At 69.7% G+C, this 20,297-nt stretch carries 21 protein-coding genes and 1 pseudogene; 7 read left to right on the top strand and 15 right to left on the bottom strand.

The window, feature by feature from the left end; all coding sequences use genetic code 11:
* Positions 1 to 271: 271 nt before the first annotated feature.
* Entirely contained in the window at positions 272 to 472 is a 201-nt protein-coding gene (locus IE136_RS32220; RefSeq protein WP_189602091.1) for a hypothetical protein, read from the top strand.
* Positions 473 to 571: 99 nt separating this feature from the next.
* Here IE136_RS32220 and IE136_RS32215 read toward each other — a convergent pair whose 3' ends face one another.
* The 5 genes from IE136_RS32215 to IE136_RS32195 all read right to left on the bottom strand — a co-directional run bounded on the left by IE136_RS32215 (position 572) and on the right by IE136_RS32195 (position 4,041).
* A complete protein-coding gene (locus IE136_RS32215; RefSeq protein ID WP_189602090.1) occupies positions 572 to 1,291 on the bottom strand; it encodes an SGNH/GDSL hydrolase family protein in 720 nt (239 codons plus the stop codon).
* A complete protein-coding gene (locus IE136_RS32210; RefSeq protein WP_189602089.1) occupies positions 1,288 to 1,758 on the bottom strand; it encodes a cupin domain-containing protein in 471 nt (156 codons plus the stop codon). The genes IE136_RS32215 and IE136_RS32210 overlap by 4 nt, the downstream gene beginning before the upstream one ends.
* Positions 1,759 to 1,841: 83 nt before the next feature.
* On the bottom strand, positions 1,842 to 2,678 hold the full coding sequence (locus tag IE136_RS32205; protein ID WP_189602088.1) for a helix-turn-helix domain-containing protein: 837 nt from the start codon (positions 2,676 to 2,678) through the stop codon (positions 1,842 to 1,844).
* A gap of 86 nt (positions 2,679 to 2,764) precedes the next feature.
* Positions 2,765 to 3,568: a non-homologous end joining protein Ku gene (gene ku, locus IE136_RS32200; protein ID WP_189602087.1), complete on the bottom strand. Its 804-nt coding sequence runs from the start codon at positions 3,566 to 3,568 to the stop codon at positions 2,765 to 2,767.
* A 197-nt stretch (positions 3,569 to 3,765) separates the two neighbouring features.
* A complete protein-coding gene (locus tag IE136_RS32195) occupies positions 3,766 to 4,041 on the bottom strand; it encodes a phage minor capsid protein (RefSeq protein WP_229819383.1) in 276 nt (91 codons plus the stop codon).
* 112 nt (positions 4,042 to 4,153) lie between these two features.
* On the opposite strand from IE136_RS32195, the gene IE136_RS32190 reads away from it, so the two are divergent.
* Positions 4,154 to 4,618 (top strand): hypothetical protein, encoded by a 465-nt coding sequence (locus tag IE136_RS32190; protein WP_189602086.1) that lies wholly within the window; start codon positions 4,154 to 4,156, stop codon positions 4,616 to 4,618.
* A gap of 124 nt (positions 4,619 to 4,742) precedes the next feature.
* Here the strand turns inward: IE136_RS32190 and IE136_RS32185 are convergent, their stop codons facing one another.
* Positions 4,743 to 4,991: a hypothetical protein gene (locus IE136_RS32185; RefSeq protein ID WP_308432506.1), complete on the bottom strand. Its 249-nt coding sequence runs from the start codon at positions 4,989 to 4,991 to the stop codon at positions 4,743 to 4,745.
* 296 nt (positions 4,992 to 5,287) lie between these two features.
* On the opposite strand from IE136_RS32185, the gene IE136_RS32180 reads away from it, so the two are divergent.
* The 3 genes from IE136_RS32180 to IE136_RS32170 all read left to right on the top strand — a co-directional run bounded on the left by IE136_RS32180 (position 5,288) and on the right by IE136_RS32170 (position 7,374).
* Positions 5,288 to 5,848, top strand: coding sequence for a hypothetical protein (locus tag IE136_RS32180; RefSeq protein WP_189602164.1), 561 nt, complete (start codon positions 5,288 to 5,290; stop codon positions 5,846 to 5,848).
* Between the two features lie 27 nt (positions 5,849 to 5,875).
* Positions 5,876 to 6,775 (top strand): DUF4231 domain-containing protein, encoded by a 900-nt coding sequence (locus IE136_RS36160; protein ID WP_229819382.1) that lies wholly within the window; start codon positions 5,876 to 5,878, stop codon positions 6,773 to 6,775.
* Positions 6,776 to 6,897: 122 nt separating this feature from the next.
* Complete coding sequence (locus IE136_RS32170; RefSeq protein ID WP_058945518.1) at positions 6,898 to 7,374, top strand: hypothetical protein; 477 nt, start codon at positions 6,898 to 6,900, stop codon at positions 7,372 to 7,374.
* A gap of 326 nt (positions 7,375 to 7,700) precedes the next feature.
* Here the strand turns inward: IE136_RS32170 and IE136_RS32165 are convergent, their stop codons facing one another.
* From IE136_RS32165 to IE136_RS32155, 3 genes are all read right to left on the bottom strand, one after another.
* Positions 7,701 to 8,192 (bottom strand): GNAT family N-acetyltransferase, encoded by a 492-nt coding sequence (locus tag IE136_RS32165; RefSeq protein ID WP_189602085.1) that lies wholly within the window; start codon positions 8,190 to 8,192, stop codon positions 7,701 to 7,703.
* Between the two features lie 113 nt (positions 8,193 to 8,305).
* Entirely contained in the window at positions 8,306 to 8,695 is a 390-nt protein-coding gene (locus tag IE136_RS32160) for a hypothetical protein (protein ID WP_189602084.1), read from the bottom strand.
* 39 nt (positions 8,696 to 8,734) lie between these two features.
* Positions 8,735 to 9,112, bottom strand: a complete 378-nt coding sequence (locus tag IE136_RS32155) for a hypothetical protein (protein WP_189602083.1) — start codon at positions 9,110 to 9,112, stop codon at positions 8,735 to 8,737.
* 264 nt (positions 9,113 to 9,376) lie between these two features.
* Here IE136_RS32155 and IE136_RS32150 point away from each other — a divergent pair, with 264 nt between their 5' ends.
* A complete protein-coding gene (locus tag IE136_RS32150; RefSeq protein ID WP_189602082.1) occupies positions 9,377 to 9,925 on the top strand; it encodes a hypothetical protein in 549 nt (182 codons plus the stop codon).
* Between the two features lie 529 nt (positions 9,926 to 10,454).
* Here IE136_RS32150 and IE136_RS32145 read toward each other — a convergent pair.
* Both IE136_RS32145 and IE136_RS32140 read right to left on the bottom strand, forming a co-directional pair.
* Positions 10,455 to 10,922, bottom strand: a complete 468-nt coding sequence (locus IE136_RS32145; RefSeq protein ID WP_189602081.1) for a DUF3223 domain-containing protein — start codon at positions 10,920 to 10,922, stop codon at positions 10,455 to 10,457.
* 97 nt (positions 10,923 to 11,019) lie between these two features.
* Entirely contained in the window at positions 11,020 to 12,264 is a 1,245-nt protein-coding gene (locus tag IE136_RS32140) for a hypothetical protein (RefSeq protein WP_189602080.1), read from the bottom strand.
* 664 nt (positions 12,265 to 12,928) lie between these two features.
* Between IE136_RS32140 and IE136_RS32135 the strand changes: the two genes are divergently transcribed.
* Positions 12,929 to 14,707 (top strand): hypothetical protein, encoded by a 1,779-nt coding sequence (locus tag IE136_RS32135; protein ID WP_189602079.1) that lies wholly within the window; start codon positions 12,929 to 12,931, stop codon positions 14,705 to 14,707.
* A gap of 224 nt (positions 14,708 to 14,931) precedes the next feature.
* Here IE136_RS32135 and IE136_RS32130 read toward each other — a convergent pair.
* From IE136_RS32130 to IE136_RS32115, 4 genes and pseudogenes are all read right to left on the bottom strand, one after another.
* Positions 14,932 to 15,186: pseudogene (locus IE136_RS32130) on the bottom strand (DUF5131 family protein); the annotation flags it as partial.
* Between the two features lie 313 nt (positions 15,187 to 15,499).
* Entirely contained in the window at positions 15,500 to 16,357 is an 858-nt protein-coding gene (locus IE136_RS32125; protein WP_189602078.1) for a DciA family protein, read from the bottom strand.
* Complete coding sequence (locus tag IE136_RS32120; RefSeq protein ID WP_189602077.1) at positions 16,354 to 18,993, bottom strand: hypothetical protein; 2,640 nt, start codon at positions 18,991 to 18,993, stop codon at positions 16,354 to 16,356. Before IE136_RS32120 ends, IE136_RS32125 begins: the two co-directional genes overlap by 4 nt.
* Before the next feature lie 927 nt (positions 18,994 to 19,920).
* Positions 19,921 to 20,217 (bottom strand): helix-turn-helix domain-containing protein, encoded by a 297-nt coding sequence (locus IE136_RS32115; RefSeq protein WP_189602076.1) that lies wholly within the window; start codon positions 20,215 to 20,217, stop codon positions 19,921 to 19,923.
* Positions 20,218 to 20,297: the final 80 nt, after the last annotated feature.

Below are 20,297 nucleotides of genomic sequence, written 5' to 3'. Positions count from 1 at the left end.
CGCGCCTGGCCGCGCCGGCCGCCGTCTCGGCGGCGGCCCTGACGTGTTCAGCGCGCACGGTCAACGAGTGACCACGACGCCGATGACGGCGGCGTACCCGGTGCCGAACGTGGCGGCCACCATCAGCGGCGTGGTGATCTTCGGATGCCGGTGGGCGATGTAGCAGCAGCGCCGAAGACGAGCACACCGACGAACCCAGTCCGGGCACGAGCGTGCTCGTCGCGGTCGACGACAGCAGCCGCCACGGGGCCGTAACCCAGGTGCCCTTGCGGTGGTCGCGCAGCCGGACGAGCCGGACGAGCCGGACGAGCCGGACGAGCCGGACGAGCCGGACGAGCCGGACGAGCCGGACGAGCCGGACGAGCCGGACGAGCCGGATGTCGTAGGGGTCGTGGTGGACCTCCCACCGGTCCTTGCGGCCGGGGATCCCGGACTTCTCGTGCCGCCGGCCGTCCAGCCCTCCCCGTTGTAGAACCGTTGGTTGATCTTGGTGCTGTAGGTGTTGACCGCCTGGATCGGATGCCACCTCCGCGCGGTAGGTGGCATCGGACTGGCCGGGCGCCGGAACCAGCTACGCGCTCTGGGTCAGCAGACCGGCGTCGATGACCTCAGCGATAAGGGTGGCGCCGCGGCTGTTCTGGTGGATGTGGTCGGTCGTGAGCACAAGACCTCGCCGCCGCGAGATCGTGTCGAGGCTGCGGCGCAGCAGTGCGCGCTGGACGAGGACGCCGACGGCCGCTGCGGGGGTCACCTCTCGGTATGAGATCGGCGGCGGGTCCGCTTGGCTCAGTTCCTCGATCTGGCGTTCGTGGAGCGGAAGGTAGGCCACCTCGTTGGTGGCGGCGACCTCGGCGATCATCCGGCTGTACGCCTGCGATGCCTGTGCCGCTGCTCCGTCGAGTTGTTGGCCGAGTACTGGTAGCGACAGCAGACCGATCGTCGCGTCGGTCTCCGTTCGCAGCCGTGCGACGATGGCTCCCAGGCACTGTTGGAACCAGCCGGCTGACGGGCGATCGGGGAGCTGTTTGCGCTTCATGGCCGGCTCGACGGGGTAGCCGGCGAGGCTCGCTCGGGCGTCGTTGGTCCCGATCAACACGGTGATCACATCGGGTGGGTTCGTGACGACGGCATCGAGGCGCTGCAAGAGGTTGTAGGCGAAGTCGCCGTTGGTGCCGAAGCGGGCAAGCTGCACGTTACCGGGAGGGTGGCGTCGTCCGAGAAGATCGAGGTAGTCGACGCTGAACTGCGCGCGGGTGAGGCTGTCGCCGAGGCACGCGATGCGTGTCGTCACGGCGCTTCCTCCGGGTCGGGCGTGCCGACGCATTCGGTCGGGCGGGTTTCGGTCCGAGGACGGTGGTCGGTGCCGAGGCTCGCGGTGATGGACAGGATGGACGTCGGCCCCTCCATGTCGACCACGTGCCATATCCCGGCCGGGTTGATGGTGGCCTCGCCCGGCCCGAGCAGGACGCGGTCGGGCACCCCGTTCACGTCGCGGGTGACCGTCACGGACCCGCTGAGGCAAACGACCAGTTCGTCGCCTGCAGGGTGGCTCTCCCAATGGTCGCCGAGCCCCTCGCCGTCGAATATCATCACCATCCGGCCCTCGGCGCCATCTACCGCGACCGCGGCGCTGTAGGCCTGGAGCACCTCCGGGTCCCAGGCGAAGCCCTCGACGGGTTTCGCTCTCGATCCCAGTCCGAGGTGCACGGGAGTGGTCCGCAGGTCCACGGCGTTGTGTTCGTGATTGACGAGTCTCATGCCGACGATCGTGCGCGACAGCGATCGGGCGGTCTTGAAGAAAAGGGAAGAGAAGCCGACGCAACGGGGCAGCCGGTTGGCGGCTACCCGGCTCCGAGGAGGACTTCGCTGCGACGCCATGCCGTCGGCGATCGGCCGGTGAACTCGCGCCAGTCACGAACGAGATGGGCCTCGTCTGCGTAGCCAGAGACGGTTGCCACATCGGCCCACGGGAGCGGGTCCTGCGCCGCCGCCAGTTCGTGCGCGTGCTCGAAGCGCAAGACTCGGGCGAAGGTCTTCGGCGGCAGGCCCACCTCACCGCGAAACCGCTCGGTGAGGTACCGACGGCTCCGGCCGAGTTCCGCGGCGACCGCACCGACGTGGACGCAACCCCGCGCGGCGACGAGGCGGCGCCACGCCTCGGCTACCTCGGGGCGCACCCGGCGCACACGGTCGCGGCAGGCGCCACGGCCGACAGCTCGGAGGAGCAATTCGTCCAGCGCGGTGAACCGCGCCGCCCAGGTTGTCGCCGATCGGAGCCGGTCGACCAGCTCGACGCCAAGCGCTCCGAGAAGCTCGTCAAGTGGGACCAGCCGGTGGGCGAGCTCGGCGGCGGGCATGCCGTAGATGGCCCGGGCCCCGAGCGGTGTCAGCGATACCTGCATACCTTGCTGGCGTCCGTCGTGGTGAATCGCGACGGACCGGCACATCAGACCGCCGGCCACGCTGCTGAATCGGGTGACGGGTAACCCGTCGTCAACGCCCGCCGCCACCTCCAAAGGATCTGACAGGCTGATCACCGCAGTGAGCGCGCGGCTCGGCGGGCCGCAGTGCACCCCCGCCGGTAGCCCGCGGAGGTCAAAACCGACGTACGAGTCGACGTACTGCCGCAAGGCGGGCGCCGGACGTGCACCGATCCCGGTGGCCGTGTGGTCCTCCATTTTCGTCAGTGTACGAGCCGCCCAGCCCAGCAAGATCACCATCCAAGGACTGATCACCGCCGTTTTTGCGGCTGGTGACACGGTTCTTACCGGCACCCCGAGTGGACCGCGCCCGGCTGCGCCACGGGCCTCGTCGCGGCGTGCCCAGCCCTGCTGGGTGGACGACATCCGGTGGTCGGGCTGCATCCTTTCGCCGATGGTGATTGTGTGGCGCATCGACCTACCTCCCCTACCGTCAGAGCGCGGCTGTACGCACGCAGGAGACGTCCGCCGACCGCCGCCCCACCTTCCGCGGCGACCACCACCACACCTGGATCATCACCATCTGCGAGACATGCCGTACCCCGAGTCAGGCCGACACCGTCGTTACCTACACGTGGGTTGACTAGTGAACACAGCAGGGTCTGGCAGATGAGCAGACCGTGGCGTGGCCTGAGCACAGCGAGCCGCTCCCGGGAGCGAACCGCGATCTTGCACACGCCTACGTATCCGGTGCGGGCGAGTGCCTCCACGAGCAGCGCGTAGGGCAGGTCGGCCGGCGGGGCGCCGGGGCCGACGTAGTACGGCTTGCTGTACAGGATCGGGTCGATGTCCTGGTTGGGCACGAAGCCCATCACGTCGACGACGTGCTTCGTCGGGAGCGGGAGACGCTCCAGGTCCTCATCGGTCAGTGGCACCAGCCGGCCGTCCGGCATCTCCCAGCCGCGGCCGACCTCCTCGTACGGAATCTCTCGGTCCTCGGCTTCGCAGTCCCTGCGGTGCCGCACCCTGCTCACGTCTGCGGTGTGGATCTCCCGCAGACGCACGTGGTGCTCCTCCGTGGCGGTGTACAGCCGGACGGACAGCGCCACGAGCCCGAAGGACAAAGTGCCGGACCAGATGGCCCTCATGCCTCCAGCGTCCGGCGACGATGACCGGGGCGCATCCCAGGATCGGCGACGGCGGCGAGCGCGCCCTGCCCGGCCGGCCCGGCCGAGTCGCCCTTATGAATCAGCGCGAGGGGGCCGTCTCCGGTAGAACGGCCCCGTCGCCCGGCGCGGATCAGTCCATGTACGCCCGTGCGATGCACCTCCCGTGCTCGTCCACGTCATCGGTCAGCTGGTAGCTCCACCCGCGTGTTGTACGCCTCAGCGACGACGTCGAACACTTCGAGGTTCACGGCCTTGCCCAGTTCATCGACGACGGCCTGTGAGGCGCGGCGCAGCTGGGCGATGGCGGCGAGCTTGCGCTCGGCCCACCCTGGGGCGTCGAGGCCGGCGGCAAGCTGCCGGGCGATGATGCCGAGTAGGCGTTCCTCGGCCTCGGCGTACAAGTCTCGGGTCCGCTCGGCGAGGGGTTCGACCATGCCCGGGTGGATCGACACAGTGCCTCCCTGCTCTGGTCGAGTGATTAAGTTGCCGGTCTGCGCATGGTCCGTTGTATGTAACTTCTTGCTGGTTCATCCTTTCGACTGACATGCCGAATGCGAGTCCGCTATGAATCAGCCGGCGCCGAGAGTGCCCAAAGCGCTTACGAACGCTATTAACGATGCGAGCTATTGGACCGAAAAGCTGCCCGCGGAAACGAGCAAATTGGTACGCAGAATCCGCCGCTTTAACGCGGCTTCTGCGATCTTGAGCGCCGTCACTGGTCTTGCTGTCTGGCCCATCATTTCGGAGAGTCCTGAAATTGTGGCGCAAGTATTGGTATCGGCAGTGTCCTTTACTTCTGCTGCTCTCGTTGCACTGCCTACTGCGCTAGGGATGCGTGAGCAAGTGGAGAAAATGATCAACCTCAGCGAGAAATTTAGTCTTGCACATCACGAGTTGCTGGATGCCAAGGATGATTGGCTAGCGGGTTCGAGTACCCTGCCAGAGGTAAGGAAGTCGATTCAGAACCTTCAAGCCGCTAAGGTGCAAAAGGCTGCATTGGGTCTAAAGGACGAAAAGCCTAACGGCTGATTCGGGAGGACGATGTCCACCTCGGCCGTCCTGTATTCCTGGACTGGTCAGGCGGCCATGGGGAACGTCCCCACGGGGTCGGGTGCGGCTGCTCCAGTCTCGGCGAGAATCGCCCGTCCTCGGCCTATACCGCGGCGTCGTCCCACTCGGGAAGCAGAATCTTGACCTTGGTAGCGGTCGACACGGCCCCGGCGCTTGCGAGCAGGTCGAGCGTGGTCGCGGTCGCCTGCTCCGACTCCGCAACTCCGTCGCCGAACTCCACGCGCGGCCGGACGGGCGTGATACGGCCCTCACGCAGTACCTCCCCGTAGGTCGTCTCGGTGGTGAGGATCCGCCCGTGTTCCGGGCCGTACATCAAGATCACTGTTGTCATGGCGCGAACCGTAGATGGCTCGCCCGCATAGCGTCGCGTTCTCATCCGAGCTGAGGCACGCAACACGCATTTGAGCAGGTCAGGGCTGTAACAGGGTCCGTGTTGCCCTCGCGTTGCAGTGCCGTGTTGCACCCCGTGTTGCAGGGCGGTGTTGCACACCGGGTGGCATGGGTTGCCTCTCGCCCCTCCCGTCCGACTGGGCTGGCCGATCATCTCGCTGACACGGCATCACCCTGCGTGGCAGGGTCAGCGATGATCGGTTACGGCAGACGGAGGGGGCTTCCGTGGATGCACGGATGTGGGACGCGCTGGTCGGCGTGATGAAGGACGCGTACACCGCTGGGCTGGGTGAGGGGACCGTGCCGCGGCCGGTCATCATGCCGCTGGTGCGGGGTGAGCTGGTCGGGCTGATCTGGGTCCGCCCGCTTAAGGTCGGCAAGGACGCGCTGACCGGGATCGCCGAGCTCGCGAACATCGCGGCGGCGGCCGGAGCGGACGAGGTCGTTCTCGCCTGGGAGACGCACGACGTCGCCACCGCCTGCGAGCTGCCGATCGTCGGCCCCGTCCCGTGCCTGAACATGGTGCTCGCCACCCGGGACGGGCACGTCCTGCACCAGTTCCCCTACAGCGAGCAGCTCCTGTCCCGCAGCCCCGAAGGCTGGACGTCGGTCGCGCCCGACTGGCGGCCGGCCCCCGCGCCGCAGCCCGGCGGCGAACTGGTGCCGCCGATCCAGGCCGCGGTGAACTTCTCCTTCACCCCGATCGAGCTGGACCACCCCGACCCGTTCGGCGTCACCGTCGTGCTGATGGAAGAGGACGGCTACCGCATCAGCCTGACCGAAGCTTTCGCCCGCTGAGCCTGCGTAGACGAGAGGAGCAAAGCCGTGGCCCGCAGTCTTGACGACGATGCGCCCCGCCGACTCAGCGACGCGAACGACCATCTGAGTGCCGAACAACGGCAGGCCGAAGCCGATGAGCACTCCTCGCTGCGCAAGCTGCGGCACGACGTGAGGCAGACGGAGCGGGATCTGGCGCGACGCAGGAGAAGGATCCGCACGGTGGGCTTCGCCCTGGCCGTGGCTGGCGGTGCGGCCCTGGCGGCCCTGCTGTGGACCGTGCTGACCTGGGGCTCCCCCTCCCGGTTCCTCCGGGTGGACATCACCTGCGGAGTGGTGGCGCTGGTCTCCGGCGCCGCCGCCTGGATCGCCGCGCCTCCCCGCGGCCAGCTGAGCCTGGAGCAGCTGGAGGACATGCTCGCAACGAACCGCGAGGCCCTCCGATTCCTCAGCGCGCTCATCCACCCGACGCTGAAGGAGCGGCGCAGCCTCTACCGCGAGGACGTGGCCGGGGTGATCGAGCAGCACCGGACGGACAGCCGCAAGTACCGGCTCATCCACAACACGCTGCAGAACCTCATCATGATCGGGGCTGCGTCCACGACCACCGTCGCCGCCCTGGACACTCGCAACCAGTTCACCTGGCAGAACATCACGATCGTCGCCATCGGCTTCACCGTCACGCTGGCCGCCGCCTTCACCGGCTACTACAAGTACCGCGAGCGCAGCTACTTCCTGCTCCAGACCGCCGACGCCATCGAGGAAGAGGCCAACGCCTTCACCCTCGGCGTCGGCCCCTACAGCGACTTCGACGCCGACCAGGAGCAGCAGGCGCTGAAGCTGTTCACCCAGCGGGTCGAAGAACACCGCAATGAGCAGCGGCGCCGCCAGCAGCAACTGGACCAGCCCGCCGACCAGACAACGCCGACCGGCCAGCCGGCGGCCTGATGGATGGCGGCTGGCCGGTCGTCGGTGGCTGGGCACAGTCGGGGTAGCTCGTACGGGCGATCCGCTTCCCCGGCCGCCGTGTTCTGCCCTTCACCGTCCGGGCCAGGGAGTACATGTGGGCTGTGCACCTTGACCCCAACGCCGTCCTGATGGAGACCTTCGCCGAGACTTTCGGTGAGCGTCCCGGTGACTGGCCGGACGGCGTCCTGCTGTCCATCCCCTACTTCGGCATCGTCCTGGCGTGCCTGGGGGACGAGAACATGGACGAGGACGAGGCGGTCGACTTCCTGCGCCGCGCGGAGGCAGCCCTGCTGGACGACACCCCCGCGCTCTTCCCGCCGACGGCGTACAGTGATCGGCTCGCCGCGAACCTGCCGTCCTGGTGGTCCGCGCACTGCGACCGCTCTCCCCGCCGGCTGTCGGCATGGATCGCCCTGACGGGAGCTCACCGGCTGCTGAACGGCGACGAACGAGACGTCTTCCGCTTGTGCATCGCGGCAGCGCTCAGCGCCTGCGAACTCATCGAGGAGCGCCAAATCCGCGCCAACGTCCAGGCATTCTCCGCACGGGTGGCCCAGCTGAGCGCGACCGGCAGGTAAGGCTGCGGCAACTCCCAGCCTGGTTGATCACGTCACCTCACCGGCCACCTGCCAGGGGTGAGCCACCGAGGGCACGATGATCCCGGCACGTTCGGCACGGCCCGGCGCAGCGCGGCGGCCTCCGTTGCCGCGGCCTGGCGGCGCCTCTGCGCGCGGACCTGCTCGACCGGTGCCGGCGCATCGTCCGGGACGACGTCGGTCTCGGAGAACGCTCTGCGGGACAGCTCACGCATCGCGGCACTCTGCCGCTCCACCGCCTCCGTGATGGCCAGGTCCACCCGACGCGATGCGGACACGGTTCCGCTCTGGCCACTGCGCGGTGCGGGTTACCCGCCTGCCTTCGGCGCAGCCGTGTCCTTTACGGCGAGAATCTCTGAGACCGGGCAGCCCCATGCCGCGCCCGGTCCGGCGGGGCCGTAGAGCGTGAACCCGCACGCCTGGAAGAACGCCTGCCGACCGGCCGCGTCGGCGCCGTCCTGCGGCACCAGGGCCAGGAACGTGTGGCCGGCTCTCTGGGCCCGGCGGGCGATCTCGGCGAGAAGCGCCCGGCCAACCCCGCCGCGACGATCGGTATGGGCGACGGCCATCGTCAAGATGAACGTCTGCTCGCCGGGGTGCGCCTCCCGGCCTTCGTCGTGCCCGAAGTCGCAATGGAGCTGGAACTCGGCGACCCCGACGACGACACGCCCGTGGAGCTCGGCCACGACGACGTCCAGGCCCTCGGGGTCGTAGAACCTGCCGTCTCCCAGATCGTTCGAGTACAGCAGCTCCTCCACCACCGAGTAGTCGGCTTGGACGATGTCACGGATGAGTGGCATGCCCCGAGTGTTCCAGGACCGCGGCCCGCAAACCGAGGCGGCCACGACCGCCGCGGACTCCGGGCCGTCGCGGCCGACACCGAGAAGCTGACGAAGGACCTGTCCCTGGGCGGTCAGGCGTCGGGGTCGACTTCGGGGTGCGTGAATCGCACGGGCTTTCCCAGCGACCGGGCGTAGGCGATTTCGGCTCGGGTGCTGTCTCCGATGTAGTCGCCGACCACGAGCACCTCATCAGCGAGCCGGATCTTCGCCCGGTGCAGGTCGTCGAGTCGAACCTTCAGCGCCGCGGCCTCGACCGGGTCGGACCAGAGTTCGTGGGGCGACTTCATGTCGATGCCCGGTTTGACGACGATCTTCCCGGCTTTGGTCTCCCACAGATCGGCCTCGTTCATCTCAGTCAGGAAGCGGGTGGAACCGCAGATCACAACGATACGCGGGAGGCTCAACAGCTTCTTCGCGTCGGCGAGCTTGCCCTCGGGGGTGAACGGCTGCGAGTACGACACGGGTTCCTCCCGGTGGTGCGGACCAGGCCGGCTACTTCCTCATCCCCACAGCATCGTCTCTGAAGCGGCCGTCGCCCCCATGCCCGTGGCTTGAGGGATGTAGTCGAACGTCCCCTTCCAGACCACGGTCCGATCGTCCGGCAGTTCCCCGCCGGCGATCCCGCGCGCGACCTGCCGCAGGAAGTGCCAGTCCTGTGCCAGGTCGGACAGCACCGGCCAGCCCGGCACGGTTTCGGCATCCCGCCGTGCCAGCTGCTCGCACATCCTTCCCGCAGCGAACTGCACCGTCGCCAAGGCGCCGGACGCCTTGGGATCAAGGCGGAGGAAGAGCCAGCCCAACAGCCCCTCAACCTCCTCGATGGTCAGCTCCTCGACACCGCGCACCACCACACCCGGCCCCGCCGCTCTCCCAGCCACACCCGCTCCCCTTCCCCTCGTTGCTGCTCGGGATCCTGGCGCGCCAGGAGGTCCAAGGCCACTGCGGTTTCAGCGGATGCCCTGGAATCCGGGACCCGAGACCACGCTGCCTGGGCTGAGGGCGACGGGCGGGGCGCGGGTCCGGCACCCACTCCGTCCCGGCCAGCGCAGACCGGCCAACTTCTCCGGTTCACCTGCGGGGCCCTGGAGCCACGGGAGATCTTGTCGCTGGACGATCTTCCATACAGTCCCGAAGGAGTGGGGATGGTCTCCTCCCCGCGGCCGCCCGAATCCCTGGCCGAATACCTGGACCGCTACGCGGGCCTGCCGCCGGACTTCGAGGGCCGGCTCTCGGTCGACAACGTCAGCCTGATCGCGCTGCTGACCACAGCCCACTGCGACCGATACATGGCCACCCAGCACATGCTGTCGCTGCTCGCCGGACTCCCCATTCCGACCGATGAACCGTACGAGGACTTCTGGTTCAAGCTCTGGCAGGCGTCCGGTACGGCGTACTTTATGCCAGGCAACATGAAAGCGTCCGTCCTCGCCGCTCTGGAATACGACGGAGGGGGCCTCGCCGACCGCTTCCTGTCGGCCTTCAACGAGATGATCACCGAGCAGTGGGACGCGGCGGCGAAAGTCATCGGGGAGGCCCTGGACGAACGGATCGTCGCCTACGGCCCCCACCAGGCGGGCGAACTGTGGCTGCGGGACATGCAGATGACAGCCTGGCGAGTCCGGTACACCGCTCCCGGACCCAGGACGTGGCAGGAGCACGAGGCGTTTCGCCGCGGCTGGGAAGACGTCTGACCGGCGTGGGGCAGTCGACCACACCCCGGAGCACCGGGCACCGGCTGCACCGCCTGACGGTGCGCCTCGAGCGCGCGGCAGTAGCCGGCCGACGGAGCAGAACATGGCGCGGGCGCGGCCGGTGCGGGCGGAGGCGAGGCCGGGTCGGCGGCCGCCGTGGCGGGGCCCCTTCACGGGCGCGGGCGCCAGGACATGCAGGGCGCGTACGTTCGCGCCGGGCGCCTTCTCGTTGGCCGCCGTGATCAGCTTCGGCGCGATCCAGCGGAACTTCGTGCCGTACGCCGGAGCGTCGGGGCGACGTCCAGGCAGCCGGCGTCCGCTTCGAACTTCACCGCCTGGACGTGTCCGGCGAGTTCGGGCGCAGCCGCGGCGAGGAGGGCCTCCCACTGGGCGAGGACGCTGCCGCTGGCGGCCGGGACGGCCAGGCCGCGCTCGGTCTCATCATGTCGATCGCCGTACCGAGGCCGAGCGCGTCGCGGCCGTCGCGCTGCACGATCCGGCTTCGGCGCGAGGGCTTGTCCTGCGTGGCCTACATGCAAGGGTGGCGCTGGTTCTCCTTGGAGGTCAGCAGGCCGAGCACGGTGTGCTCGCAGTGGTGAGCGTGCCAGCGTTCCGCCAGCGCTCGATCGGCGAACAGGGCCAGCTTGCGGTCGGTCCCACTCCAGCGTGATGGCGTCCCAGCCGCCGGCCTCCCCTGCGAACTACACGGCGATGTCGTGGAACCGGGGCCTCGGAAGTAGGGGACGCGTGTGTCGTCGGTGGCCATGGGCTGGCCGGTGTTGAGCCGGGACTCGAAGTAGGTGTACACCTGGGGCTGGATCTCGACGCGCATCGCGGCGAGGACGCGCTGCTTGTGCGTGGGCGGCTCCAGATACTTCTGGTAGGAGAAGGCGACCCTCCCCCCGTTCACCAGGACCGCCTGGTTGCCGCGCGGCGTGGCGATGACGCGGACGTGGTCAACTCCGGGGCCAACCTTCTCCGCCGCGTCGGGGGGCATGTCCAGCAGGTCCCGCAGCAGCAGAAACCCCCAGCGAGCCGGGAGCGGAGTGGCGGGCGGTGGGGCGTCAGTCGCGTTGTCTCTTGGGTTCGGTGGATCAGAATCTGGAGAGGCGAATGTCGTAGCATTCATCGCACATGCCCGTGTAGGTGATGTATCCGGCGTTTTGGCAGTAGTCGCACACGCCTTCGTGGTCGGTGCCGCAGCCGAAGCAGAGGTAGGAGAGTGTGTCGGGCGAGGCCGCAGTGTGCACGGAGACGACCGCGCGCTCACCGCATGCCGAGCATCCGGCGAAGTCCTCGCCGCCGTCCTTGATAGTGGTGTGCGGGTCCTCGCCGATGTACTCCCATGCCGCGTCCACGCCGCTGCCGGGGTAGCTCTTCCCGCAGAAGTGGCAGATCAGGTCTGCCGCGGGGCCTTCGGGGAGCACGATGGCGTGCTGGCCGCAGGAGCGGCACGGGACCGTCATCGCCTCGTGCCCGCGGAGCTTGTCGGCGATCTCGGCCTTGCGGTGGGCTACGAACTCCGCGAGGTGCTGGGTTTGGATGTTGATCTTGTCCATCTCCCGCTCGGCCCGCCACGCTTCGTTCGTGTCCGCGACCTGCGGCAATAGGTCAAGGCGGAGGAAGGTCATGAGCTGGAGCAGGACGGGCAGGGTCCGGGCCCGGACAGCGTCGGTGGTGTCCGTCCAGCCGAAGTGGGTCAGCCGGTTGCGCAGCTCCTCCAGGGCGACGAGCTCTTCGCTCTTCGGGTCGAGGTCGGTCTTCAGCAGCTCGTGCTTCTTCAGGCGCTTGATCGCGTACTCGGCGCCGCAGCTCCTGAAGGCGCCGGCCCGGTGCTTCGCCTCGTCGTACTGCCCCGGCTTCTCCCAGACGAGGGTGGGATCGTGCATCTCCAGCCGGACCTTGAGCAGCACCTCGACCGCGGTGTACAGGTGCAGCACGGCGTACTTGAGGTCCCGAGGCGCGGGCCCGCCCAGGCGGGCAAGGCTCTCCACGGCGCTGCTCAGGAAGTCCAGGCCGTTGAGTAGGGCGGGAAAGTGAAAGTCATCCACCCTGACGCGGACGGAGGCCGTCGGCATCGGGATCGCGTCGGGCCGGGCGGCCGGAACGGGGTCCGACGTCTCCGCCAACTCCGACGGGGAGACGTCGGGGAGCTTGGCCTGGTCGGCCTCGGCGCGCGGTACGGCGGCCGTCTCCGGAGGCATCCGTTCGTCGTCGGTCCGGGGTCCGTCGGCCGGGGCGACGCGGTTGGCCGGCTCGGTGGCGCCAGCCAGGGGCGTGACCGGGTCGGGTGCTTCGGCTCTGTCTTCCTCGCCGCTCTGTTCGATCCGCTCGTCCATGGAGTCCCCCTCCGGAGCCGCGGCCTGAGCGCTCGTCGCTACGCGGCCGTGTCATCCCCTATTCTCCGCCGACCTGCGCTGTCACCACGACACCTGGGAGTTACTCACCACCTGCACCGCTGGCCACCCCCACTTCCACCGCCCCGCGTCATCGACGAGGCCGACGAGCGCGTCTTCACCCCGCTGTCCGGCCGTTCCTTGACCGCCCTCCTGATCAGCCTGCACACCGTCACCAGCACCACCCCCGACGGCGGCGACCACGAACTTGCCGCCACGCTCTACGAGCGGATCGAACAGCGCCTGACCCGCCTCAGCCCCGACGACGGCGACCGCATCACCAAGATTCTCGACGACCGCGCCGCGTGTGACGATCAGGAGACCAGCCCCGGGACGGCTGGGGAGCGTAGGGGAAGCTCCGGCCTGCGAGAAGCGTTCATCCGGCTGGCGCAGGGCGGGAGCGGTGGTTCGGTACCGGCCGTCCAGCCCGCTTGGCGCGGAGGAGGCCTTCCTCGACGGCGGGAAAGACGGCGCTGGCACGCTCGCCGCGGGCTCGGTAAGTCGACTTCGTGGATCGGGCCCGCGCGAACCCGGCTGGGCCGTACGGGCGTCCCACGGATGGCGACCAGACGGTGACGTCGGGGCATGAGTGGGAGGAGATCCGAGGATGGTCAGCGCCGGTACGTACCCGCTGTGGCGGGAGCTCGCCTTGAGCGAGGACCTCCCCAAGGAAGCCCTTAAGACGGTGATCGAAGCCCTGTGCACCCCGACGACTGCGAACGGCTTCGACTCGCACATCGAGCGCTGGCGGGAGGACGCCCTCAAGGCCTCCCTGCCCGCGCTGCTGGCCCGGACATCGGCCAAGCGGCTGCGCGGCCAGCTTCTGTTGCACGCCGACGAGAAGATGCTGACCGACCTGGCCGCCGCGGGCACGGTGACCATCGCCGACGTGCCCGCCATCCTGCGTCACCGCCGGCCCTGGGTGGAGCTGGTTTCCGCTCTGGCACGGCAACCCGAGCAGGTCGAGGCCGCTGTCGCGCTCCTGCCACTGCTCCCCCGCCACGAGGTGGAGCAGGTCGTTCGGTACTGGGATTCCGACCGCTGCACCGACGCGGACGCGCCGCCCCTGCCCGTGCCGCGGGAACTGTTCGACGCCGTCCTGGAGGCCTGTCTGAATTCGCTTGCCGCCTACCTGCTTCACCCGGAACCTGAAGAGGGCTGGGAGGCCCTTTCCGATTTCTCGAAGGACTGGTCGCTGGACCTGGACGGCCCCAGCGGCGGCTGGGCGATGCTGGCCCGGTGCCCCGAGCGGTGGGCGGAGCTCACCGCTCACCCCACGCTCGGGCCGGCCGTCCAGCACCTGCTGCTGGACCAGGCCGAGATTCATGCCCTCGATGACGCCCGGAACCGCGCCGCCTTCGCCGACCCGGACAGCGAAGAAGTCCCCACCGATCCGGCTCCCGCCCTGAGCGAAGAGCTACTGCTCGCCTGCCTCCCAGCCCTGTGCCTGCCCGAGCTCGCCGAGCTGCCCAACACGCGGGTGACGGCCCGCAGGACCTTGCACCACATCGCCAACCGGGTCCGCAAGAACCCCCGCCTGGCGACCCTGGCCGCCGACCAGCTCCACGCGGCCGCCGACGCGCTCACGACCCATGGCCGGCTGCTCAGTCTGCCCGGGAAGCAACACGACACCCGCGACTTCGAAAGCCGCCTCCTGAGCCTCGCCGAGGACCTGGCCCTCCTCAGCGCCACCCCCGACCACCTCGCCCGGGCCTGCGCCCAGCTCGCCGCCCTGGAGCAGCCCGCCGTCGTCTCCCCCGCGCCGAGCCGGACCCTGATCGGCAACCTCGACCCCGACCACGACCGCCCGGCCCGGCTCCTGGAACGCCACAACGAGCACCGCCGCGTCCAGGCCCTGGCCGTCCTCGCCGCCAACCCGCACACCCCGCGCACCGCCGTCACCGACGTCCTGGACGGGCTGCACACCGCGGAACTGGCCTGGATCTCCAAGAAAGCCGGCGGACCCGACTGGTTCCTGGACGCGGCAGCGGCCATCCCGGTCGACGAGGACGAAGACGACGGTGTGCTGCGCCTGAGGAGCGACGACGAACTCGACCAGCACCCCGACCCCGCGGCCGTCCTACAGTCCTGGCTCGACTCCCCCGCCACCGGCGAGCTCCTCTCCCGCTCCGAGATCTACCGAGCCGTCGTCAAGTCCCGCCACCACACCCTGGAGCACCTGCTCCAGATCCCCGCCGACGAGATCCTCTCCCGAAGCGAACCCGAAATCGCGCTGAAGATCGTGCTGGAGCGCTGCGGCCGAAACGCCGGCCGGTGGGCGGCGCTCGCCGCCGCGATGACCTTCGAGTACGACGAAGAGAAGATCACCTTCGGAGACCTCCTCGACTCCCTGGACTCCGCGCCTGCCGGCACGCAGAAGTCCTGACGGGCTGCTTGTGAGTGGCGTCGGCGACCAGATGGAGCGGCTCGCAGCGTGACTCCGGCTGGTGCGCTACGGTGCCTTCGGCTGGACGCGCACCGCCACCCGCCGCAGGCCGACGCCCACGCCGTCGTCCCGCAAACGGCCAAGGTCCTTCGGGGCCCGCGTCGCCCCGACGCCGTTCCTCTTCGTCGACGGGCAGCGTGGGCATGCCCGTCGAGTCCGGAGATCGAGTTCACGAACACCGTCCGAGGGCTCTTCCACCCGTACGGCACGTCCAGGGCATCCGGGTGCAGGGTGACATCGAACCCTGGCCCTGACGTACGCGGATCGCCGTCGTTCTGGTACTTCGCCGCTCCCATCGCCTTCAACCGTTTCGCCAAGGTCAGGGCGTAGCAGTTGTCGCACCCCGAAGAGACACGGTCGCAGCCGGTCGTCGGGTTCCAGGTCGCCTCGGTCCACTCGATCGCGCTGCGGTCGCTCACCGGTCTCCTCCTGCCCTCGCACACCCGGCCGCGCCGCCCAGGGCGGCTCCCGTGTGCTGCCTAACGATGCCCTCCGAGACGGGACACCCGGGCATGGACGCCGGTATCCGCACGCGCTCGATCGCTTCTCGTAACTTCACCTGTCGAACCTCCGTTTCGAACCTAGTGCTTGCGATCAGCCCCGGTCGACCCGCCCTCAGACGGCGCCTGGCCGCATGAGGCGACCTCCTCCCGGTGAAGGGGTCTTCGACTGGTGCCGGTGTACGCCGACGCTGTGCTCGTGGCCCGCGCTGAGTCTTCGACCGTCCGCAGGTCACGCCGCAGGCTCCTCGCAAGAAGCGGCACGCTCCTCTGTGTACGAGCCTGTGGTGGTGTGTTGTCGGGCGGCTCGTTCCGCGCGTGCTCGGCGCAGCGCGGCCGCCTGGGTCAGGGCGGCTTGGTGCCGGCGCAGCAGCTCCGCCTCCTCGAGGGAGACAGGCTCGTCTTCGGCCGGCTCGGGGAAGTCGAGGAGGCTGCGCTCGCGCATCGCCTGGATCTGCCGCTCGGCGACCCCTTCGGCAGCCGGGTCGGAGAACGGCTCGGGCGCGGCGGCCCGGTGCGCTTCGAGCGCCCTGCGGTACCCGGCCGACGGCGTCCGCGGCTTCTTCACCTGCCCGGCAGGAATCGTCCGGTCCCCCAAGGAGGGGCTGGTGCCGACGGGTTCGGCCAGCGATGTTTTCGTCGGGACGGCCGTGGGTGGCAGGACGTGCAGGGACCGTACGTTCGCGCCGGGCACCTTCTTGTTGGCGGTCGCGACGAGCCTGGGCGCGATCCATCGCAGCTTCGTTCCGTACGCCGGGGCGTCGGAGGCGACGTCCAGGCGGCCGGTGTCCGCGTCGAACTTCACCGCCTGGACGTGCCCGGCGAGTTCGGGTGCGGCCGCGGCGAGGATGGTCTCCCACTGGGCCAGGACGCTGCCGCCGGCGGCCGGGGTGACCAGGCCGCGCTCGGTCATCATCATCGTGATCGCCGCGCCCAGTCCGAGCGGCTCGCGGCCGTCCCTCCGCAGAGTCGTGCCGGTGCGCCTCTTCGGCTTCTTCGTCTGGGCGCCGTTCTTCTTCGCGGCCTCCCGGGCGGCGAGCAGGGTCTGGCGGGCGAGGTCGACGCCGGACAGCTCCGGTACGGCGTTCACGCGATCACCTCCAGGGTCTCGCCGTCCAGCGGGCGGGCGGCGAGCTCGGGCAGGCGCTGCGACCACGGAGCGGGCCGGACCGGCTCGGGGCGGGCCTGGGTGTGCAGCTGCTCCAGCCGCACGGCGAGCAGGTGCTCGGCGGTCCGGGTCTGGGCCTGCGCGGCGGCCTCGGTCGCCGCGCGCTGGGCGTCGTCGCTGTCGGGCAGGGCCTGGTGCCAGGGCTTGGCGAGCTCGGTCGCGTACGCCTTGCGGGCCGCGGCTCGGGCGTCCTCGCTGCGGCCGAGCATCACCAGGGCCTCGTGCCGGTACTCCCCGACGGCGCTCTCAGCGACCAGGAACGCGTTGTGCGCGGCGACGTCCTCGACGGCGTCCGGACCGGCTGCCGCCAGGTCGGCCGGGTCGGTGATCTCCTGGAACTGGGCCCACGAGGCGGCGATGGCGTCCTCGATGGCCGTACGGACCTCGGCGGCGACGGCCGCGACGGCGACCTGGTCGGCCAGGTCGGCCGACCAGGTGGCCGCGAGGAGACCGGCCTCGCCGATCAGGGCCTCGGTCTGCCGCCGGTGGTCGCACGCCTCACACAGCCTGGCCGACCGCTCCCGGCCGCAGTCCTCGCACGCCACGGCCTGCCGGGCCGCCGCCTCGGCCGCCGCCCGCTCCCGCTCGATGGCGGCCTGCGCCTCGGCCTCAGCACGGGCCGCCGCCCGCTGCTCCGCCCGCTCCCGGGCCTCGGCCTGACGGGCCACCAGGTCGGCGGCCTCGGCCTCGGCGTGACGGCGCATCCGGGTCTCGATCTCCCGGTACCGCGCATCCTGCTCCAGGCCGGGCAGCTCCTGGTCGACCTCGGCCGCGATCCGCACCCGCCACGCCCGCCGCGAGTGCAGGATGTTGGCGCAGTTGGCGCAGTCGGCGCCGGTGTCGATCCGGACGCCGTCGTCGCACCGCACGTCCGAGCACGACGGCCGGCGCACCAGCCCGCGGTGGGTGATCCAGCCGTACGGGCGGGTGATCAGGGCCTCGCCGCCGGTCTCCTCGAGCCGGGACTTAAGCCGGGCGGCCAGCACCGAGGGGGCCTGCGCCGGCCACTCCAGCACGTTCCGCAGCTGCGCCAGCTCCAGCTTCGCGGCCTCCACGACGCGGTCCTGCTGCCAGCGGTTCAACCCCTGCCACAGCCAGGACACCGGCGTCAGAGCCACCCACAGGTCAAGATCGGCAGGAAGCTCCGACCGCCCCTGCTGCTGCGTCTTTCGACCACCCACGACCGTCAGCCGCGCACCGGCACCAGCGGCGACGCCGCCTGCCTGCTCCTGCTCGTGCTCGTCGACCGGTGACTTCTTCGGCTTTTCACCGCGAAGCGGGTCAGCGTCGGCCACCGGGTTCCCGGACCCGGCCACGGTGGTCTCGCCGTCGACGGCCTGGTCCTCGCCCGCGCACGCGCGCTCCGGCCGACGGCCTTCAGCCCCACGGCCTTCGCCGGAAAAGCCACAAGAGAGCTGCAGAGGAACTACGGGAGTAACCACAGAAGCGTGGTCTGCGTGGAGCTCTGCACTATCGGGACGCTCCAGAACCGCCGCATCCCCGGCCCCCTCAGCACCGCCGATCCCAGACGCACCAAGGGCAGCAGCCTCATCAGCCTGGCCATGATCTCCGACTGCACCATCGGGACGCACCGAAAATGAGGGCTTGGGCTCCTGAACGGCCTCCAGGAAACGGGGGCGGCGGCCGTAGGCGTGGGCGACCGGCAGGAGCATGACCCTGCCCTTGCCGCGCATACGCGTCGCCGTGTCCCGGTGCTCCCGCGCCACGACACCGGCCTCCGTCAGCCGCGCCAGGACCTTCCGGGCCCCCGACGGCGAGCAGCCCAGCAGCCGGGCCAGCGTCGCCGCCCCGCGCCCCTCCTTCGCCTTCACCGACCCGCCGCACAGCTGCAGCCAGCCCGATGCCCGCGTGTTCAGCACCATCAGCAGCAGCCCGAGCCGGTCGGTCGCCGCCCCCTTGCCCGTACGGCCAGCCAGCAGCCCCGGCGGCGTCGGCTCCTTGTCCTCCGGCGTCCAGCCGGGCCCGAACAGCGCCTCGATGAGGTGCAGCAGCGTCGCCAGCTCCGCCTTCGACAGCGCCAGAGGGTGCGCGGCTCCGCCGCTCTTGCGGGCGTTCCACAGCGGCATGACCAGGCAGTCCAGCCCGGTCGGATGCCCCTTCGCGTCCCGCACCACCTGCGTGTGCAGCCCGTCGGACGCACGCAGCGGCACCAGCACCCGGCGGTTGACCGTGGACTCACCCACGCCCATCCACCGGCCCAGCTCCGCAACCCAGATCGACGTCTGGTTGTCGTTCTTCGCACCCTTCGGCGCCCGCGACTTCGCGTACAGCACCACCGCCGCGAGCCTCGCCACGTCCGACTGCCCGGCGATCGACGGGTCCGCCAGCAGCGCCTGGACCGCGGCAAGCAACCGCAGCCGCATCGCGCGACCAAGACGCAGCGGGTCATCCAGGCCGCCGTCGCCCGACTGCCCGGAGGCCAGCACCGACCGCAGAGCGGTCCGCTGCCCGGGAAGCCGGGTCTCGCCGACGGAATTGTCGACGTCGTCCCGCAGGAGGTGGTCCAGCTCGGCGGCCGGCGCCGCGACCGTGCTCATCGGCCCACCGCCCCGACAGGGGCGGCGGACACCGCGAGGACCGAGGTCGTCTTCGTCATCGGGCCGGCGTGCACGCCAAAGCGGACACCTTCCTGAACAGGCAGAACGCGCGATTCTTCATCCACCCGACGACCCTGCACCGGGAGCCCTGTGGACAAAGTCCGGCGAGCCCCGATCGACCCCGGTACTCCCGCACGGCGGGCAGAAATCTTTGGAACCCGTCCCGCCACACGGGACGGCCCACTCGAGGATGCCGTCGACGGAGTTGTCGATGAACGCGGGGAGCGGGTGCATGGGCCGGGCAGCCGACGCCGCGACCGAGCTCGGCGAGACCGCTCCGAAAGCACCGCGCTTGTAGCTTCGTACCGGAAATCCAACTTCCGGTACGAACCGTGCGAAGGGGGAGGAACCGTACGCCGATCCCGTCACAGGGGACACCCGCCACGCCTGAACCGGCATGAAACGGACAAGGTCAAGCTGACAGGGGACACCACTCTCGTGCACTATGAGAACGACCTACCTTCCATATAGCTGGACCGACCGGAGCCCCTCGGGGCTGGACGAGCCAGGTGTGCGGATGTGTGGGCCCGCCCCCTTCGTGAGAAGAGGGCGGACACCGATCGGGTGGGGGGAGATTTCTCCTCCCCTCCCGGTTCTCGTGAAGTGCGAAGCCCCTGTGGTGGGGGCCACGCGGTGAAGCGAGTCGGTACTGATCTGGCTGTGGTGGCCGTGGTTAGTGGCCGGTGGTGCAAGTGGCCCTGATAAGGGGCCGGTGGAACAAGCGGCCTGATAAGCCGCAGCTCAGGACCGGCGGGAACCGGGACTTGAGCGGCCGACGCGGGTGGTTAATCCGGTCGGCAGACGGGCCGCGCGAGGCCAGCGGGAGGTTAGTCCGCTTCTTAGCGCGCGCGGCCGATGGCCACTAGGTCATCCCGATCCCCCCTCGGAGGTCGGCGTCGGCATGCCCTCATCCGGAACCGCAGCCTCGGGATACCGCTCCGCGAGCCGGTTGAGCAGGTGCAGGTATACCGCTCGGTGCGGACGGCGGGGGTGAGTCTCCCCGAGCTCCCAACGGGCCACGGCAAGGCGCTTCACGCCCACGGCCTCAGCGACCTCCTGCTGCGTGAGGCCCGCAGCGATACGCAGCTTCGCGCGGACGCGCGGCGGAGGCAGAAGGTCGTCCAGCAGGGCGTCGACCCGCTTCAAGCGGTCCGGGTCGGACATAGCGCAGCCTCTCAAGATCGGTGGGTGCCTGAAAGACACACGCTGCGATGCTATTCGGGGTGACGCTGACACCAGAAGGG

The organism is Streptomyces lateritius (assembly GCF_014649715.1).
GTDB lineage: Bacteria > Actinomycetota > Actinomycetes > Streptomycetales > Streptomycetaceae > Streptomyces > Streptomyces lateritius.
Note: the sequence above shows the minus strand (reverse complement) of the source record. Positions and strands in the feature narration are given on the sequence as shown.

Excerpts from the sequence above, each read along its gene's own strand:
- IE136_RS32210 (WP_189602089.1), bottom strand. The coding sequence starts at position 1,758 with ATGAGACTCGTCAATCACGAACACAACGCCGTGGACCTGCGGACCACT.
- IE136_RS32205 (WP_189602088.1), bottom strand. The coding sequence starts at position 2,678 with ATGGAGGACCACACGGCCACCGGGATCGGTGCACGTCCGGCGCCCGCC.
- ku (WP_189602087.1), bottom strand. The coding sequence starts at position 3,568 with ATGAGGGCCATCTGGTCCGGCACTTTGTCCTTCGGGCTCGTGGCGCTG.
- IE136_RS32190 (WP_189602086.1), top strand. The coding sequence starts at position 4,154 with ATGAATCAGCCGGCGCCGAGAGTGCCCAAAGCGCTTACGAACGCTATT.
- IE136_RS32185 (WP_308432506.1), bottom strand. The coding sequence starts at position 4,991 with ATGACAACAGTGATCTTGATGTACGGCCCGGAACACGGGCGGATCCTC.
- IE136_RS32180 (WP_189602164.1), top strand. The coding sequence starts at position 5,288 with ATGTGGGACGCGCTGGTCGGCGTGATGAAGGACGCGTACACCGCTGGG.
- IE136_RS32165 (WP_189602085.1), bottom strand. The coding sequence starts at position 8,192 with ATGCCACTCATCCGTGACATCGTCCAAGCCGACTACTCGGTGGTGGAG.
- IE136_RS32150 (WP_189602082.1), top strand. The coding sequence starts at position 9,377 with ATGGTCTCCTCCCCGCGGCCGCCCGAATCCCTGGCCGAATACCTGGAC.
- IE136_RS32145 (WP_189602081.1), bottom strand. The coding sequence starts at position 10,922 with ATGCCCCCCGACGCGGCGGAGAAGGTTGGCCCCGGAGTTGACCACGTC.
- IE136_RS32140 (WP_189602080.1), bottom strand. The coding sequence starts at position 12,264 with ATGGACGAGCGGATCGAACAGAGCGGCGAGGAAGACAGAGCCGAAGCA.
- IE136_RS32135 (WP_189602079.1), top strand. The coding sequence starts at position 12,929 with ATGGTCAGCGCCGGTACGTACCCGCTGTGGCGGGAGCTCGCCTTGAGC.
- IE136_RS32120 (WP_189602077.1), bottom strand. The coding sequence starts at position 18,993 with ATGAGCACGGTCGCGGCGCCGGCCGCCGAGCTGGACCACCTCCTGCGG.
- IE136_RS32115 (WP_189602076.1), bottom strand. The coding sequence starts at position 20,217 with ATGTCCGACCCGGACCGCTTGAAGCGGGTCGACGCCCTGCTGGACGAC.